15 protein-coding genes are annotated in these 14,838 nt (G+C 66.2%); 8 read left to right on the top strand and 7 right to left on the bottom strand.

What is annotated here, in order from left to right; all coding sequences use genetic code 11:
* Positions 1-213 precede the first annotated feature (213 nt).
* The 4 genes from B5X78_RS04835 (at position 214) to B5X78_RS04820 (ending at position 5,135) form a co-directional block, all read left to right on the top strand.
* The gene (locus B5X78_RS04835) at positions 214-2,955 is read left to right on the top strand and encodes a M1 family metallopeptidase (protein WP_079723316.1); all 2,742 of its coding nucleotides are present in this window, start codon (positions 214-216) and stop codon (positions 2,953-2,955) included.
* Between the two features lie 51 nt (positions 2,956-3,006).
* Entirely contained in the window at positions 3,007-3,858 is an 852-nt protein-coding gene (gene prmC, locus B5X78_RS04830) for a peptide chain release factor N(5)-glutamine methyltransferase (protein ID WP_079723315.1), read from the top strand.
* Between the two features lie 75 nt (positions 3,859-3,933).
* Entirely contained in the window at positions 3,934-4,875 is a 942-nt protein-coding gene (gene pip / locus B5X78_RS04825; protein WP_079723314.1) for a prolyl aminopeptidase, read from the top strand.
* A 32-nt stretch (positions 4,876-4,907) separates the two neighbouring features.
* The gene (locus tag B5X78_RS04820; RefSeq protein ID WP_079723313.1) at positions 4,908-5,135 is read left to right on the top strand and encodes a zinc ribbon domain-containing protein YjdM; all 228 of its coding nucleotides are present in this window, start codon (positions 4,908-4,910) and stop codon (positions 5,133-5,135) included.
* Positions 5,136-5,166: 31 nt separating this feature from the next.
* Here B5X78_RS04820 and B5X78_RS04815 read toward each other — a convergent pair whose 3' ends face one another.
* Genes B5X78_RS04815 through B5X78_RS04805 form a run of 3 tightly spaced genes read right to left on the bottom strand, consistent with a single transcriptional unit; the run spans position 5,167 to position 7,275 of the window.
* Positions 5,167-5,730 (bottom strand): NUDIX hydrolase, encoded by a 564-nt coding sequence (locus B5X78_RS04815; protein WP_079723312.1) that lies wholly within the window; start codon positions 5,728-5,730, stop codon positions 5,167-5,169.
* A 40-nt stretch (positions 5,731-5,770) separates the two neighbouring features.
* Complete coding sequence (locus tag B5X78_RS04810; RefSeq protein WP_229730804.1) at positions 5,771-6,712, bottom strand: 5'-3' exonuclease; 942 nt, start codon at positions 6,710-6,712, stop codon at positions 5,771-5,773.
* On the bottom strand, positions 6,694-7,275 hold the full coding sequence (locus tag B5X78_RS04805; protein ID WP_079723311.1) for a nitroreductase family protein: 582 nt from the start codon (positions 7,273-7,275) through the stop codon (positions 6,694-6,696). The genes B5X78_RS04810 and B5X78_RS04805 overlap by 19 nt, the downstream gene beginning before the upstream one ends.
* A 206-nt stretch (positions 7,276-7,481) precedes the next feature.
* Here B5X78_RS04805 and B5X78_RS04800 point away from each other — a divergent pair, with 206 nt between their 5' ends.
* Together B5X78_RS04800 and B5X78_RS04795 are read left to right on the top strand one after the other, a co-directional pair.
* Positions 7,482-9,770, top strand: coding sequence for a DUF1631 domain-containing protein (locus B5X78_RS04800; RefSeq protein WP_079723310.1), 2,289 nt, complete (start codon positions 7,482-7,484; stop codon positions 9,768-9,770).
* Between the two features lie 66 nt (positions 9,771-9,836).
* The gene (locus tag B5X78_RS04795; RefSeq protein ID WP_079723309.1) at positions 9,837-10,928 is read left to right on the top strand and encodes an NAD(P) transhydrogenase subunit alpha; all 1,092 of its coding nucleotides are present in this window, start codon (positions 9,837-9,839) and stop codon (positions 10,926-10,928) included.
* A 52-nt stretch (positions 10,929-10,980) separates the two neighbouring features.
* On the opposite strand, the gene B5X78_RS04790 is transcribed toward B5X78_RS04795, so the two are convergent.
* The 3 genes from B5X78_RS04790 to B5X78_RS04780 are packed head-to-tail and all read right to left on the bottom strand — an operon-like array spanning position 10,981 to position 12,363.
* Complete coding sequence (locus tag B5X78_RS04790) at positions 10,981-11,433, bottom strand: DUF3106 domain-containing protein (protein WP_079723308.1); 453 nt, start codon at positions 11,431-11,433, stop codon at positions 10,981-10,983.
* 4 nt (positions 11,434-11,437) lie between these two features.
* Positions 11,438-11,797, bottom strand: coding sequence for a hypothetical protein (locus tag B5X78_RS04785; protein ID WP_079723307.1), 360 nt, complete (start codon positions 11,795-11,797; stop codon positions 11,438-11,440).
* A complete protein-coding gene (locus B5X78_RS04780; RefSeq protein WP_079723306.1) occupies positions 11,794-12,363 on the bottom strand; it encodes an RNA polymerase sigma factor in 570 nt (189 codons plus the stop codon). The genes B5X78_RS04785 and B5X78_RS04780 overlap by 4 nt, the downstream gene beginning before the upstream one ends.
* Positions 12,364-12,605: 242 nt before the next feature.
* Here B5X78_RS04780 and B5X78_RS04775 point away from each other — a divergent pair, with 242 nt between their 5' ends.
* Both B5X78_RS04775 and B5X78_RS04770 read left to right on the top strand, forming a co-directional pair.
* On the top strand, positions 12,606-12,908 hold the full coding sequence (locus tag B5X78_RS04775) for an NAD(P) transhydrogenase subunit alpha part 2 (protein ID WP_079723305.1): 303 nt from the start codon (positions 12,606-12,608) through the stop codon (positions 12,906-12,908).
* A complete protein-coding gene (locus tag B5X78_RS04770) occupies positions 12,908-14,362 on the top strand; it encodes an NAD(P)(+) transhydrogenase (Re/Si-specific) subunit beta (protein WP_079723304.1) in 1,455 nt (484 codons plus the stop codon). The genes B5X78_RS04775 and B5X78_RS04770 overlap by 1 nt, the downstream gene beginning before the upstream one ends.
* Here the strand turns inward: B5X78_RS04770 and B5X78_RS04765 are convergent.
* A complete protein-coding gene (locus B5X78_RS04765) occupies positions 14,337-14,837 on the bottom strand; it encodes a hypothetical protein (protein ID WP_139381406.1) in 501 nt (166 codons plus the stop codon). The genes B5X78_RS04770 and B5X78_RS04765 overlap by 26 nt on opposite strands.
* Between the last annotated feature and the right edge of the window lies 1 nt (position 14,838).

Raw genomic sequence — 14,838 nt, 5'->3', positions numbered from 1 at the left:
AGGTTAATAGGCACAGACTAATAAATCCAATGCATTGGTGAGATGAAATCAATAGGCACTGCCTATAATTGTGGAAAGCACATAGGGTCTACCTATGTCGCCCAGGCGAAATTGGATCCAATCCTGTGCCCTGCGTGACCTGAGCCGGTACTTTCGGCAGGGGGTCATTGACCCCGGGCGAGCCGTAAGCTGGCTTTTTGCCCAGGGGATGCCATGACTGTTCTTCGACGCACCGCGCTTGCCTGCGCGCTGATGCTGGCCACCGGCTTGCCGGCTGCCTATGCCGCACCGGTTCCAGCCACCGCCACCGCCAGTGCCGCCGATGGCATGGCCATCCCCAAGGGACCCTTGCCTCGCACCGTCGTGCCGAGCCTGGTGCAGCTGGAACTCAAGCTGGACCCCAAGCAGGAGCGGTTCAGCGGCGTGACCCGCATCGAAGCAGACGTCACCGAAGCCACGCGCACCGTCTGGATGCACGGTCGCGATCTGGATCTGAAGACCATCACGGCCATCCTGCCCAGCGGCAAACGCATTGGCCTGAGCGCCGAATCGGTGGATGTCTCCGGTGTGCTCAAGCTGACCGCCGCCGAGACGATCCCCGCCGGCAAGGCCCGGCTGGAGATCAGTTTTGAAGCGCCGTTCGGTCAGTTGCAGGGCGCCTACCGGGTCAAGCCCGACGGCAACGACTACGTCATCACCCAGATGGAGCCGCTGGGCGCACGCAACACGTTCCCGGGCTTTGACGAACCCAGTTTCAAGCAGCCTTGGGACATCACCCTGATTGTTCCGGAAAACGACGTGGCCGTGGCCAACAGCGCCGAGACCAAGACTGAATCGCTGGGTGACGGCTGGAAGAAGGTCAGCTTTGCGCGGACCGAAGCCTTGCCCAGTTACCTGGTGGCTTTTGCCGTCGGCCCCTGGGACGTGCCGAAGGGCCCTGACATCCCGGCCACGGCCATCCGCAAGACGCCGATCACCCTGCGTGGCATCGCCGCCAAGGGCCAGGGCGAGCGCATGCGCTACACCCTCGACAACACGCCGGTGATTGTCACCAAGCTGGAGGAATACTTCGGCACGCCGTACCCGTTCGACAAGCTGGACAACGTTGCTGCGCCGGACTTCTGGGCGGGTGCGATGGAGAACGCCGGCTTGATCGTCTATCGCGACACGTTGATGTTCCCGGACGAGAAGTCCACCCCGCGCGAGCGCCAGTCGTACTGGGGCGTGAGCGCGCACGAACTGGCGCACCAGTGGTTCGGCGATCTGGTGACGATGAAGTGGTGGGACGATCTGTGGCTCAACGAAGCCTTTGCCACCTGGATGGGTACCAAGATCACCGGCCAGTTGCAGCCGGGTTTCCATGCCGACCGCGGTTTGCTGGAAGGCGCGCTGGAAGCCATGAGCGAAGACAGCCTGGTCAGCACGCGCCGTGTGCATGAGCCGATCAACGACTTCACCGAAATCCAGTCGGCCTTCGACGGCATCACCTACCAGAAGGGTGGTGCGGTGCTGTCGATGTTCGAAACCTACATTGGCGAAACCAAGTTCCGCGACGGCGTGCGCAACTACCTCAAGGCACATGCGCGCGGAAATGCCACCAGCGGCGACCTGATTGCCGCCGTGGCCGCGCAGAGCAAGGACGCGGCGGCGGTCGATGCGGCGTTCAAGAGCTTCATCGATCAGCCTGGCGTGCCCTACGTCAAGGTCGATGTCGACTGCGAGGGCAAGACGCCGTCGCTGCATATCGAACAGAAACGCTATCTGCCGCTGGGATCCGCGGCCAGCGCCAACCAGAGTTGGGGCTTGCCGTTCTGCGTGCGCTATCAGGATGGCCAGGAGGTGCGTGAGGAATGCTCGCTGGTCAGCCAGGCCAAGGCGACGGTTCCGCTCACCCAGGCCAAGTCCTGTCCGGCATGGGTGATGCCCAATGCGCATGGCAATGGCTACTACCGCTATGCCCTGGGCGGCGATGCCGGCGCCAGGCTGAGTGCGGCGTTCGCCAAGCTCGACGAGCGCGAGCAGCGCGTCTACGCCGACTCGCTGGAAGCGGCTTTCACCGCTGGCAACATCGATGCTGCCACTTACCTGGCGTCGGTTCCGCAACTCGCGGCGGCCGAGGTTCGCCAGACGGCGGCAGCACCGATGGGCCAATTGGTCTGGATGAAGGAACACCTGGCCAAGGACGAAGCCGAGCAACAGGCGGTCGCTGCCTATGCACGCAAGGTCTACGGCCCGCGCCTGCAGGCCATCGGCATCGACGCCAAGCCCGGCGACAGCGATGACACCCGTCTGCTGCGTCGCGCGCTGATTGGCTTCCTGTACCACACCGGCGAAAGCCCGGAGTTGAGCAGCGAGTTGATTGGCCGCGGCCGCAGCGTGCTGGGCCTGAAGGCCGACGGCAGCGTTGGCTCGGGCACGCTCAATCCGGAAGCGACCCCGCGCGACGTGCGCGCGCTCTCGATCGAAGCGGCGGCGCGTGTGGGCGACAAGGCCACCTTCGACCTGCTGGAAAAGCACCTGCGCGCCACCCAGGACGCGCAGCTGCGCAACGAACTGATCTACGCCTTGGGCACTTTGCGCGATCCGGCCCTGGCCGAGCGCGCGCGTGGACTGGTGCTGGAGAAGGGCCTGTTCCGCCGCAATGAAATCTCCTCGGTGCTGTACTCGCAGATGGACGAGCCGGCGATGCGCCCGGCCATGCGGCAGTGGGTCGACACCCACTTCACCACCCTGGAAGCCTCGCTGTCCCCGGCCGGCGCAGGCCTGATTGGCCTGTATGGCGGCGGCATGTGCAGCAAGGCCGATGCGCAGACCTTGCAGGCCAAGTTCGCCGAGCGCATGAAGACCATCGAAGGCGGTCCGCGCGCGCTGAAGCAGCAAGCAGAGAACATCGGCTTGTGCGCCGACCTGCGTGACGCCCAGCGTGCCAAGGGCTTTGGAAGCGCATTGAAGTAAGCCTTTGCAGTAAGCTGCGCGCCCGCATCCCGCGGGCGCGCAGGACGGTCGATGGCGGCTTCCCCTTCTCCCGATGTCGGTCAATGCCTGGTGGCTGCGGTGGCGCGGTTGCCGGCCGACGACGGTCGGCACGTGGCCGAACTCTTGCTGGGCCACGCCCTGCAACGCGATCGCGCCTGGTTGTTCGCGCACGCGCGTGATCTTGTTCCAGCCGACATCCAGGCCGAATTCGACGCCTTGTTGCGCCGGCGCATCGCGGGCGAGCCCATCGCCTATCTGCTCGGCAAACGCGGCTTCTGGACCCTGGATCTGCAGGTCACGCCGGCCACCCTGATTCCGCGTGCGGACACCGAGCGATTGGTGGAACTGGCGCTGGAGCGCCTGCCTGCGGATCAGAACGTCCGCGTGGCCGATCTGGGCACCGGCAGTGGTGCGATCGCCCTGGCCATCGCCAGCGAGCGACCGCTGGCCGAGGTCATCGCCACCGATGCCAGCACGGACGCACTGGACGTGGCTCGCCTCAATGCGGCGGCCAACGATCTGACGCGCGTGCACTTTCGCCTGGGTTCGTGGTGGGAAGCGCTGGCAGGGGAGCGATTTGATCTGGTCGCCAGCAATCCGCCCTACATTGCCGAAGGCGACCCGCACCTGCAGCAGGGCGATCTGCGCCATGAGCCTGCAAGTGCGCTGTCGTCCGGCGTCGACGGCCTGGATGACATCCGCGCCATCATCGCCTCGGCACCGCGGCACCTGCATGGCGATGGCTGGCTGCTGCTGGAGCACGGGCACCAGCAAGGCGCTGCCGTGCGCCAGTTGCTGCATGCAGTGGGATTCGTCGAAGTGGCGACCGAACAGGATCTGGAGCATCGTGATCGCGTCACCCTGGGCTGCTGGCCAGGCTGAAGCGGCCCGGAGCGGTCCCGGTCCGTCATGGGGACAGGCGCTAGAATGGCCACCCGCTCACCTGGAAGCCCGGCCATGCGCACGCTGTACCCCGACATCGAGCCCTATCAACACGGCACGCTGAAGGTCGACGATCGCCACACGCTGTACTACGAACAGTGCGGCAATCCCGACGGCAAACCGGTGGTGCTGTTGCATGGTGGCCCGGGCGGCGGTTGCAGCCCCAAGATGCGGCGTTTCCATGACCCGGCCAAGTACCGGATCATCCTGTTCGATCAGCGTGGATCGGGGCGTTCAACGCCACATGCCGACCTGGTCGACAACACCACCTGGGATCTGGTCGAAGACATCGAGCGCCTGCGCCTGCACCTGGGCGTGGATCGTTGGCAGGTGTTTGGTGGCAGCTGGGGCTCGACGCTGGCGCTGGCCTATGCGCAGAAGCATCCGCGCCAGGTGAGCGAGCTGGTGCTGCGAGGCATCTTCATGCTGCGGCGCTGGGAACTGGAGTGGTTCTACCAGGAAGGTGCATCACGGCTGTTCCCCGATGCCTGGGAACACTATCTGCGCCCAATTCCGCTGGTCGAGCGCCATGATTTGATCTCGGCCTACCATCGTCGCCTCACCTCCGCCGACGCCGCCACCCGCCTGGCCGCCGCGCGTGCCTGGAGTGTATGGGAAGGCGCCACCAGCTTCCTGCACGTGGACGCGGATTTTGTCAGTGGTCACGAGGACGCCGAATTCGCCCTGGCGTTTGCGCGCATCGAGAACCACTACTTCGTCAACGGCGGATTCTTCGAAGTGGAAGATCAACTGTTGCGCGATGCCGATCGGATTGCCGACATCCCCGGCGTGATCGTGCATGGCCGCTATGACGTGGTATGCCCGGTCGCCAACGCCTGGGAACTGCACAAGGCCTGGCCCAAGGGACAGCTGGTGATTACACCGGCGTCCGGTCACTCGGCCTTCGAACTTGAAAACATCGATGCATTGATCAAGGCCACCGACGCATTCGCCTGAATGCGCGGTGGCATCACCGGTAAGGAAACGACATGTCGGACGAAGAAATCCAGGTCAAGGACAGCAACGGCACGCTGCTCGCCAACGGCGACTCGGTCACCCTGATCAAGGACCTGAAAGTAAAGGGCACTTCGGTGACCCTCAAGCGCGGTACGATGGTGAAGAACATCCGCCTCACCGACGATGAAGACCTGATCGAATGCAATGTCGACAAGGTGAAGGGGCTGGTGCTGCGCACCGAGTTCCTGAAGAAGGCGTAATCGAGCGGATACGTCTGGCGAGGCTTGCGGATTACTCGCGTGGCGTGCCGTCCAGCTGGTGTTCGATCATCCACAATCCGGCCCAGAGCTTGGCGTCCAGTTCGTAACCTTCGCGCATCTTGGCGGTGAGCCAGGCGGCGGCCTGGGCGCGCGGCACTTCATGGACGGTGATGTCTTCATCGCCGTCGCCTCCGCCTTCGCCGACCTTGCGCAGGCCGGTGGCGCGCACGAAGGCGATCTTTTCGTTGCTGCTGCCGGAGGACGTGGGGCCGATCAACAGCACCTCGGCGTGATCCGCGGTCCAGCCGGTCTCTTCTTCCAGTTCGCGCACCGCCGAGACCTCGATCGATTCGTCGGCATGGATGTCGCCCACCAGGCCGGCGGGCATCTCGATGGTGCGCGCCTGCAGGGGAACGCGGAACTGCTCGACGAAGAGCACGCGATCATCGGGGGTCACCGCGATGATGATGGCCGCCAGGCCAGTGGCATGGGTGCGCTCGGCGTATTCCCAGGTGCCGCGTTCAATCATCCGCAGATAGCGGCCTTCGTAGACCGTGCGGGGGGCTGCCGTCTTGCGTGCGTGAGCGTCGTCCATGCCGCCGATGCTAACAGGCCGGCCATGACGATTCATCGCTTCAGAAGGGCTCGAGCCCGGCGGCTTCGCGCAGGCGGCGACGGGTCATGGGGCCGAAACGCAGGGCTTCGGACAAGCCATGCAAGATGTCGGCATCCGCGCTGGCGCGCACGAAGCCGGCTTCCACCGCGCCCATCGGCGCATCCAGGGCAATGGTGGTCAGCTGCCGCCAGAGCAGGGCGTGTTCGCGCTGCTCACGCAGGCGCAAGGCCATGCCGGCCGCGCCGCGCAGGCGCAGGAACTTGACCTCGTCCACCCGCTCGAGCAAGGCGTCCAGACTGCCGAAGTGGGCCAGCAGGATCGCCGCGCTCTTGGCGCCAATGCCGCTGATGCCGGGGATGTTGTCCACCGCATCCCCGCACAGGGCCAGATAGTCGGCAATCTGCCGGGCTTCCACGCCATGGCGCGCCTTGACCCCGTTCATGCCCCAGCGTTGGCCACGGGCGTAGTCCCACTGCTCGTCGTGTTCCCACAACAGCTGCGAAAGATCCTTGTCGGCCGAGATGATGACGCCGCGAAAGCCATCCGGCCGGGCGCCGTGCAGGGCGGTGCCGATCAAGTCATCGGCTTCGTACTCGTGGTGGGCCAGGACATTCAGGCCCAGCGCGGCGCACAGCGCCTTGCAATGGGCGAACTGGCGGCGCAGTTCCTCCGGCGCGGGATCGCGATTGGCCTTGTAGGCCGGGTAAATGCGATGGCGGAAGCAGCTGTCCAGGGCTTCGTCGAAGGCAATGGCGATGTGCTGCGGCCGCTCGCGCTCGAGCAGCTCGAGCAGGAACCGCGCGAAGCCATGCACGGCGTTGGTCGGCCAACCCTCGGCATCGTGGAATTCGTCCGGCATCGAGTGCCAGGCGCGGAATACGTACAGGCTGGCGTCGACCAGATAGAGCGGGCGCAGCGGTGGCGGCGTGTCCAGCACGAGGTTCAGGACTCCGGTTGCCACTCGGCGAGCAGGGCGTCCACGTCCGGGCGCTCGCGCTCCGGGGCCTCCAGCTTTGCGGTGCCAATGTGGATGAAGCCGACGACGCGCTCGTTGTCCGCCAGGCCCAACAGGCGGGCCACGCTCGCGTCATAGGCCATCCAGGCAGTCAGCCATTGGGCCCCGAAACCCAGTGCCTGCGCCGCCTGCAGCAAGGCGAAGCAGACGCTGCCGGCCGTGAGCAGCTGTTCCTGCTCCGGCACCTTGTGGCCGGGTGTCAGGCGCGCAATCACGACAATGATGTCGGGTGCATGAGCGAAGCGGCCGCGATCCTTTTCCACCGCGGCGGCGGGTGCGTCTGGGTCGCGCTGCAGGGTCAATGCGGCCAAGGCATCGCCGAGGTGCTGGCGGGCCGGACCATGCAGGTGCAGGAACCGGAACGGCACCAGCTTGCCGTGATCGGGAACCCGCACGGCCGCGGCGAGCATGCGCCGCAGGGTAGCGGCGTCCGGGCCGGGCTCGCCCAGTTGCTTGGAGGGGATGGAGCGGCGCTCGTCGAGGAACTGCAGGGGGTTGGATGCGGACATGCCGTCAGTTTACCGGGGATGCGCGGAGCCCACGGCCCCCACGCACCCCATCGGGGCGCGTCCTGGCTTGTCTTCCGCGCTGCGCCGCGCCAAAGTGCCGATCTGGTCACGTCGCCTTCGCACCGGAATGCCTACGATGTGAAGGCGACCCCGACCGGCCGCTCTCCGAGATACCTTTTCGCCTGCCAAGGCGGGGAACCTTGCGCATGTCGACCACCCCACACGCCACCACAGTCCGCCGTGGTCACGATCCGCAACTGCTCGGGCAGGCGCGCGATGCCGTGATTCCGCCGCTGACCGATGTATTCGCGGTGGCGCTGGGTCGCTTCGATGACGCGCTGTTCGACCGCGCCGAACGCGCCGGTCCTTCGCAGATGGCTTTCCTGGACGCCATGCGCGAGCTGCGCCGCCGGCGCGAAGAGATCATCTCGCGCTTCCGCGAGGCCCTGCTGGTGGCCTGGCGTTCGCTGGAGGCCGGCGAGCCGCTGTCGGCGGAAGACTCGCTGATCAAGAACGAATCCAACAGCCTGAGCCTGGTCAGCGACCAGGAACTGGAATCGCGACTGGCGGCGCGCAACCTGGCGGCGGTGCTGGCGCGCGACTGCAAATCGGTGTTGGCCCGCCTGGAACGCCGCCTGGGAGTCATTGCCGGCAACCTGAGCCTGGATGGCGAGCACAATCCGATCGGCGCCGAACATATCGGTACGGCCGTGCACTCGGCCTTCGCCACCTGCGACCTGGCGCTGGATGTGCGCCTGGTGGTGATCAAACTGTGCGAGCGCGATCTCGTGCCGGCGATTGCACGTATCTATGAAGCGCTGGACCAGCGTCTGGTCCGCGCCGGCGTGATGCCGGAAATGGAAAGCCCGCGTCGACCGGCCGCCGCGCCGACGCCACGCGCACGCCAGGAGACCTTCGACGAACCGCTGCTGGCCGATGACGAAGCGCAGGCGCCCGCCTGGGCCGCGCGTTTCGTCAATCGCATGGCCGGTTTCCGCGACATGCGCAATGCCGAGCGCGAAGCCATGGGCCAGGGCCCGGCCTATGAAACGCCCGGCGCGCAAGGCGTGCTGCTGGAAGCCCTGCACCATTTGTTGCAGGAGTCGCGCGGCCAGCGCGAAGCCGCGCCGCAGCGCGCGTCGGCTGGCAGCCGTGATCTGTCCCAGCGCGAGATGCTTTCGGTGTTGTCGCTGCTGCAGGCCACGCCCAGCGCCACTTTGAATGCGGCCATCGGCGATACCGGTGAATCGCTGGCGCAGCGGCTCAAGAATGAAGTCATCAGCAGCGCCATGCAGCTGGGTGTGGATCCTTCCACGGCGCGCCTGGCGCCCGTGGATGAAGACGCCATCGATCTGGTCGGCATGTTGTTCGATGTGATGCTCGACGAGCGCGATCTGGAAGGCCGGCCGCGCGAACTGATCGGCAGGCTGGTGGTGCCGTTCGTCAAGGTGGCGTTGCTGGATCGCCGGATGTTCGTGCAAAAGACCCATCCGGCCCGGCGCCTGCTCAATGCACTGGCCGAAGCCTGCGAGGGCAACCTGGGCGAAAGCGCGGCCGAGCGCACCCTGCTGACCAAGGTGGAAGAAGTGGTCGGCCGGCTGGTGGCGGAGTTCAACGAGAACCTGGCGATCTTCCTGACCCTGGAAGAAGAGTTCCGCGCCTTTCTGGACCAGCATCGCCGCCGCATCGAAATCGCCGAGCGCCGCGCGGCCGAAATCCAGCGCGGCCAGGAACGCCTGGAAAGCGCGCGCAGCCGCATGACCCGCGAGCTGGATTCGCGCGTGACGGGCCGTGAATTGCCGCAGGCCATCGAGGATTTCCTGCGTCAGCCGTGGGCCCACCACGTCACCATGACGGTGCTGCGCGAGGGCGAGGAAAGCGCCGCGCTTACCGAGGCTCTGACGCTGGCCGATGGCGTGCTGGAAGAACTGGCCGAGGCCCAGCGCCAGATCGTCGGCAAGCCCTGGCTGCAAGCCTGGCGTCCGGGGCTGCAACAGGTCTTTGCCAGTGTCGGCATGAACAACGATGCGGCCAATGCCGCCGTCGATGCGCTGCACGACACCTATCAGGCCATTGCCGCCTCGCGCCCGGATCTGGCCAAGCCATTGCCGGAGCTGCCGCAGGTGATCCTGCCCAAGCCGGCCGAAGACGACAGCAGCGCCATCCACCTGGTGGGCGGCACCGACACGCTGGAATTCGATCACACCGACGCCGACCATTTCCGCGCGCTGACCATCGGCACCTGGCTGGACTTCGTCGACAAGGACAACAAGGTGCAACCCGGCAAGTTGTCCTGGGTCAGCCCGATTTCCTCGCGCCTGCTGTTCGTCAATCGTCGCGGCGTGCGCTTCTGCGTGGCCTCGCCTGAGGAACTGGCGGCGATGGTGCGGCTGGGCCGCCTGCGCAAGCATGTGGAAGAGGACGCCTTTGACAGCGCCATGCAGGGCGTGATTGATCGCCTGGAACCCGGCAAGGGCGCACCTGTCGCACCGTAAGACCGCCCGCCCGCAGGGGTGATGCATTTGCTAGCATCGGTCCGTCAACCTGGTACCGGAGTGCGCATGGCGGTCGAAGTCCTGGTCCTGAAAGAAACGGCAGCCGGCGAACGCCGCGTCGCCGCCACCCCGGAAACCGTCAAGAAACTGATCGCCGCCGGCGCCGACGTGCGCGTCGAAGCCGGCGCAGGTCAGTCGGCCGGCTTCCTGGATCAGGCTTATTACGATGCGGGCGCGCGACCGGCCGATGCCGGCTCACTTGCCAGCGCGCAGGTAGTGTTGGTGGTGCAGCCCCCTTCGGCCGAAATTCTCAATGGAATGGCCAGCGGGGCCACCCTGGTGGGCGTGTTGCAACCGCAGGCCGACGCCGCGCGTGGCGACGCCATCCGCGCGCGCGAACTGCTGGCATTCCCGCTCGAGCGCCTGCCGCGCACCACCCGCGCGCAAGCCATGGACGTGCTGAGCTCACAGGCCGGCATGGCGGGTTACAAGGCAGTGCTGATCGCGGCACAACTGACGCCGCGCTTTTTCCCGATGCTGACGACGGCGGCGGGCACCATCCGGCCCTCCAAAGTACTGATCGTCGGCGCGGGCGTTGCGGGCCTGCAGGCCGTGGCGACGGCCAGGCGCCTGGGCGCACAGGTGGAATGCTTCGACGTGCGGCCCGAAACCCGTGAGCAGATCGAATCGCTGGGCGGCAAGTTCCTGGATCTGGGCGTGAGCGCAGCGGGCGAGGGCGGCTACGCGCGCCAACTCACCGACGACGAGCGCCGCGAACAGCAGCGTCGACTCGGTGAACATCTGAAGGGCATCGACGTGATCGTCTGCACGGCTGCGGTGCCGGGGCGCCCTGCGCCGAAGATCATCACCGCCTCCATGGTGGAAGGCATGCGCGCAGGCAGCGTGATTGTCGATCTGGCGGCGGAGACGGGCGGCAATTGCGAACTGACCCGGCCCGGCGAATCCATTGACCACAATGGCGTCACCATCGCAGGCCCGCTCAACCTGGCCAGCCTGGGTGCGGTGCACGCCAGCGAAATGTACGCGCGCAACGTGCTCAATTTCGTCTCGTTGTTCCTGCGCGAGGGCGCGCTCAGTTTCGACTGGCAGGACGAGTTGCTTGCCAAGACCCGCTGGCCGGAGCCTGCTGCCCCCTGAGCCACACGCTCCGGGCAACAGCCAGCGCGCGCCTTTGGAGGCGCGCGCGGCCTCAGCGCTCCGGTGGCGGCAGCGGCGGCGGCGCGTGATCCTTGCCGCGATGCTGTTCCATCCACACCTTGCGCTGCTCCGGCGTCATCTTCTGCCACTTCTCGCGCAGCTTTTCGCGTTCTTCGGGCGGCATGTCGCGCATCTGCGAGAACAACGCGCGCGCGCGTTCGCGCTGCTCCGGACTCATGTCCTCGAAGCGCTTGGCGCCCTTGCGCGCCTGCTTGCGCTGCTCGGGCGTCATGTTCTGCCAACGCTGGCCATGCTCGAGCATGCGTTCGCGCGACTGCGGGTCGCTGTTCCAGCGGTCACGCAGTGGGGCGATCAGGGTTTCGCGTTGCTGTGGCGTGAGCTTGTCCCACTCCGGCAGGGCAGCAGCCGGCGAGGAGGATTGCGCCAGCGCGCTGCCAGTGGCCAGCAGAAGCAGCATCAGCACGGGACCGAGTCGGTTCTTCATGTTCTTACTCCATCGCCAGCGGCTGGGCTTCGGATGAAGCCAGCCACAGGTACAGGTCGGGGTTTTCATCCAGCAGGGTGACCGAGCCGGTGGCCTCGGTCGCGGGAAGGGTCTGCACGGCCAGCTGCGCCGGGTCGGTGGTGGGCGCCTGTGTGCCGGGCAGGAACTGCACGCCCAGGCCCACCGCCAGCAGCGCGCTGAAGGCGGTGGCCGCCAGCCACGGCCAGCGGCGCGGCGCGGTTTCGGTCTGCGCCTGCGCGCGTGCGCTGCGCAGCTGCGCCAGGGTCTGCGGCGAGAGTTGCCGCAACGCGGCGCCATGCATCGCCCGCGCGCGGGTATCGAAGTCGTGATCGCGTTGGCTCATTGCGTGTTCTCCAGGTGCTTCTGCAGCGCCTCACGGGCGCGCGATAAATGCGTTTTGACCGATCCTTCCGAGCAGCCCATCACCTTGGCGGTGGCGGCCACGTCCAGCTCTTCCAGCACGCGCAAGGTGAAGGCTTCGCGCTGCCGCGTGGGTAGAGCGCGCAGGCCCTGCACGAGTTGCGCATACGTTTCCCGCTGCTCGTGCGACTGCGCCGGACCGTGGCCGGGGTCGGCCCAGTCAATCGAGCTTTCGTCGGCTTCCTCGCCGGCGGGCCGCAACCAGCGCAGGCGGAACGTGTTGCGCCGCTGCGTGTCGACGATCTTGCGCCGCAGGATGCTCCAGAACAGCGGCGTCCATTCGCCGGCGGGGCGCTGCGCATACGGAAGCATCTTCATCATGGCTTCCTGCACGGCGTCCAGGGCGTCGTCGCGGCTGCGCAGCCCGGCCTCGGCAAAACGGAAAGCGCGCGTGCCGATGTTCGCCAGGAATTCCTCCAGCGACACCGCCGCCGGGGCGGGCGATGGCGAGAGCTGCAGTTCCTGTTCGATGCCTGTACTCACCAGCACAGCTTATCTCCGACCGTGCGGAAGACGGTCAAGACCGCCCTTCCGGCGATCGCAACAGGCGCGCAGAGGTGGGCGGTAGCGGGCAGGTGACATGCGGAAGTCCTCGCGGGCAGGGGCCTTGCAGACAGGGAAACGCACCGCCGCCGACCGCGTTGACAGGCACCAATGTGACTGGCGCCGGATTCAGGGGAGGTTATGATGCGGAAGCCGCCCGGCGGCATCGACAAACTGGGAGAGTGTGGATGAGCGACGGTTTCGTGGCCCTGTACATCTTCATGCTGGCGGCCATCGCCGGACATGTGATTATTTCCCGGGTGCCGGTCATCCTGCACACCCCGCTGATGTCGGGCTCGAACTTCATCCACGGCATCGTGCTGATTGGCGCCATGGTCGTGCTGGGGCACGCCGACACCACGTTGGAAAAGGTCATCGGCTTCGTCGCCGTACTGCTGGGCGCGGGCAACGCCGCCGGCGGTTACGTGGTGACCGAACGCATGCTGGAGATGTTCAAGTCCAGCAAGGCCCCCGGCAAGGGAGCCAAGTGATGAGCTGGAGCTTGCCCGAGCTGTTGTCGATCCTGGTCAAGACCAGCTACCTGGTGGCCGCCACCCTGTTCCTGCTGGGCCTGCAACGCATGGCCTCGCCCAAGACCGCCAGCAGCGGCATCCGCTGGGCCGGCCTTGGCATGCTGATTGCCACCATCGCCACGTTCTTCCTGCCCGACCTGCACAACGTGCCGCTGATCATCGCGGCCATCGCCATTGGCACGGCCGCGGCCTGGGTGTCCGGCAAGCAGGTGCCCATCACCGACATGCCGCAGATGGTGGCGCTGTACAACGGCATGGGCGGTGGCTCGGCAGCGGCCATCGGCGCGGTGGAGTTGCTGCGTTTTTCCCTGCTGATGCAGCGCGACACCACGCATTGGAGTGAGTCGGCCATTGCCGCCTTGGCGGCGCGCCAGCCCGACACCATCACCCTGGCGTTGGCGGTGATCGGTTCGGCCATCGGTGCGGTGTCGCTGTCCGGCTCCGTGATCGCCTGGGCCAAACTGGATGGACGCCTGGACAAGCGCGTGGTGTTCCCCGGCCAGCAGGTCTTCAACCTGCTGGTGTTCGTGGCGATGGTGGTGCTGGGCGCCTGGGCAGCTGCGACGCTGTCGGTGCCGGTGATCATCGCCTTCTTCGTGGTAGCGCCGGCGCTGGGCGTGTTGATGACCTTGCCGATCGGCGGCGCCGACATGCCGGTGGTGATCTCGCTGTACAACGCGTTCACCGGTCTGGCAGTGGCGTTCGAAGGTTACGTGCTGGGCAACGAGGCGCTGATCATCGCCGGCATGATGGTCGGCGCGGCCGGCATCCTGCTGACCCGCCTGATGGCCAAGGCGATGAACCGGCCGATCCGCAACGTGCTGTTCTCCAACTTCGGCGGCGGTGGCCAGGCGCAGGAAATCGCCGGCACGCAGAAGCCGATCGAAGCCGGCGACGTGGCGGCAATGATGGCCTTCGCCGAACGCGTGGTGATCGTGCCCGGCTACGGCATGGCCGTGGCGCAGGCCCAGCACAAAATCTGGGAGCTTACGCAGCGCTTGATCGAGCGCGGAGTGAAGGTGAAGTTCGCCATCCATCCGGTGGCCGGTCGCATGCCTGGTCACATGAACGTGTTGCTGGCCGAGGCGGGTGTGCCTTACGACCTGATTGCCGACATGGACGACATCAATCCGGAGTTCGCGAATACCGATGTATCGCTGGTGATAGGCGCCAACGATGTGGTCAACCCGGTCGCCAAGACCGATCCGGCTTCACCCATCTACGGCATGCCGATCCTGGACGTGGTGAACAGCAAGAACACCATCGTGATCAAGCGCGGCAAGGGCACCGGCTTTGCCGGCATCGAGAACGCCCTGTTCTATGCCGACAACACCCGCATGCTCTACGGCGATGGTGCGGAAATGGCCGCCGCCCTGGTCAGCGAACTCAAGGCGCTGGATGGCGGGCACTGATTGAGTGCACCGCCTTGCGCGCGAAGCCGGCGCAAAGCAGCCCAATCAACAGGTGCACGGCGATGCTCGCGCCAATCCAGAGCGGATGGAACTGCAACGTGTTGGTCCGCGAAAGCGGGACCACCACGAACGTCATCGCCACGTACAGCGCGCCGCCGTAAAGCAGGCCAAAGAACCACGGTTGCTCGATCAGGCGCGTCCAGCGTCGTGCCGCCCATCCGTACACCAGCACCATCACGATGGCGATGAAGTAATGCAGGCTGGCGCCCACCCAGGCGGTGCGCGCGCCGCCGTCAAAACTGGCCTTGCCGTACACGCCGGCCGCGATGGCCTGCAGGATGCGCTGGGCTGGCACCTCGTTGCTGAGGTGCCAGAAGGTGGTGGCGAACAACAGGTCGAAGCTGGCGACGACGATGCCGCCCAGCAGCAGCCAACCCAGCCAGGTCCGATCATTCAACGCAGCGGTACGCCCCATC

The organism is Pseudoxanthomonas indica, assembly GCF_900167565.1.
Classification (GTDB): Bacteria; Pseudomonadota; Gammaproteobacteria; order Xanthomonadales; family Xanthomonadaceae; genus Pseudoxanthomonas_A; species Pseudoxanthomonas_A indica.
The sequence above is the reverse complement of the archived record's forward strand: the minus strand, read 5'-3'. Positions and strand labels throughout refer to the sequence as shown.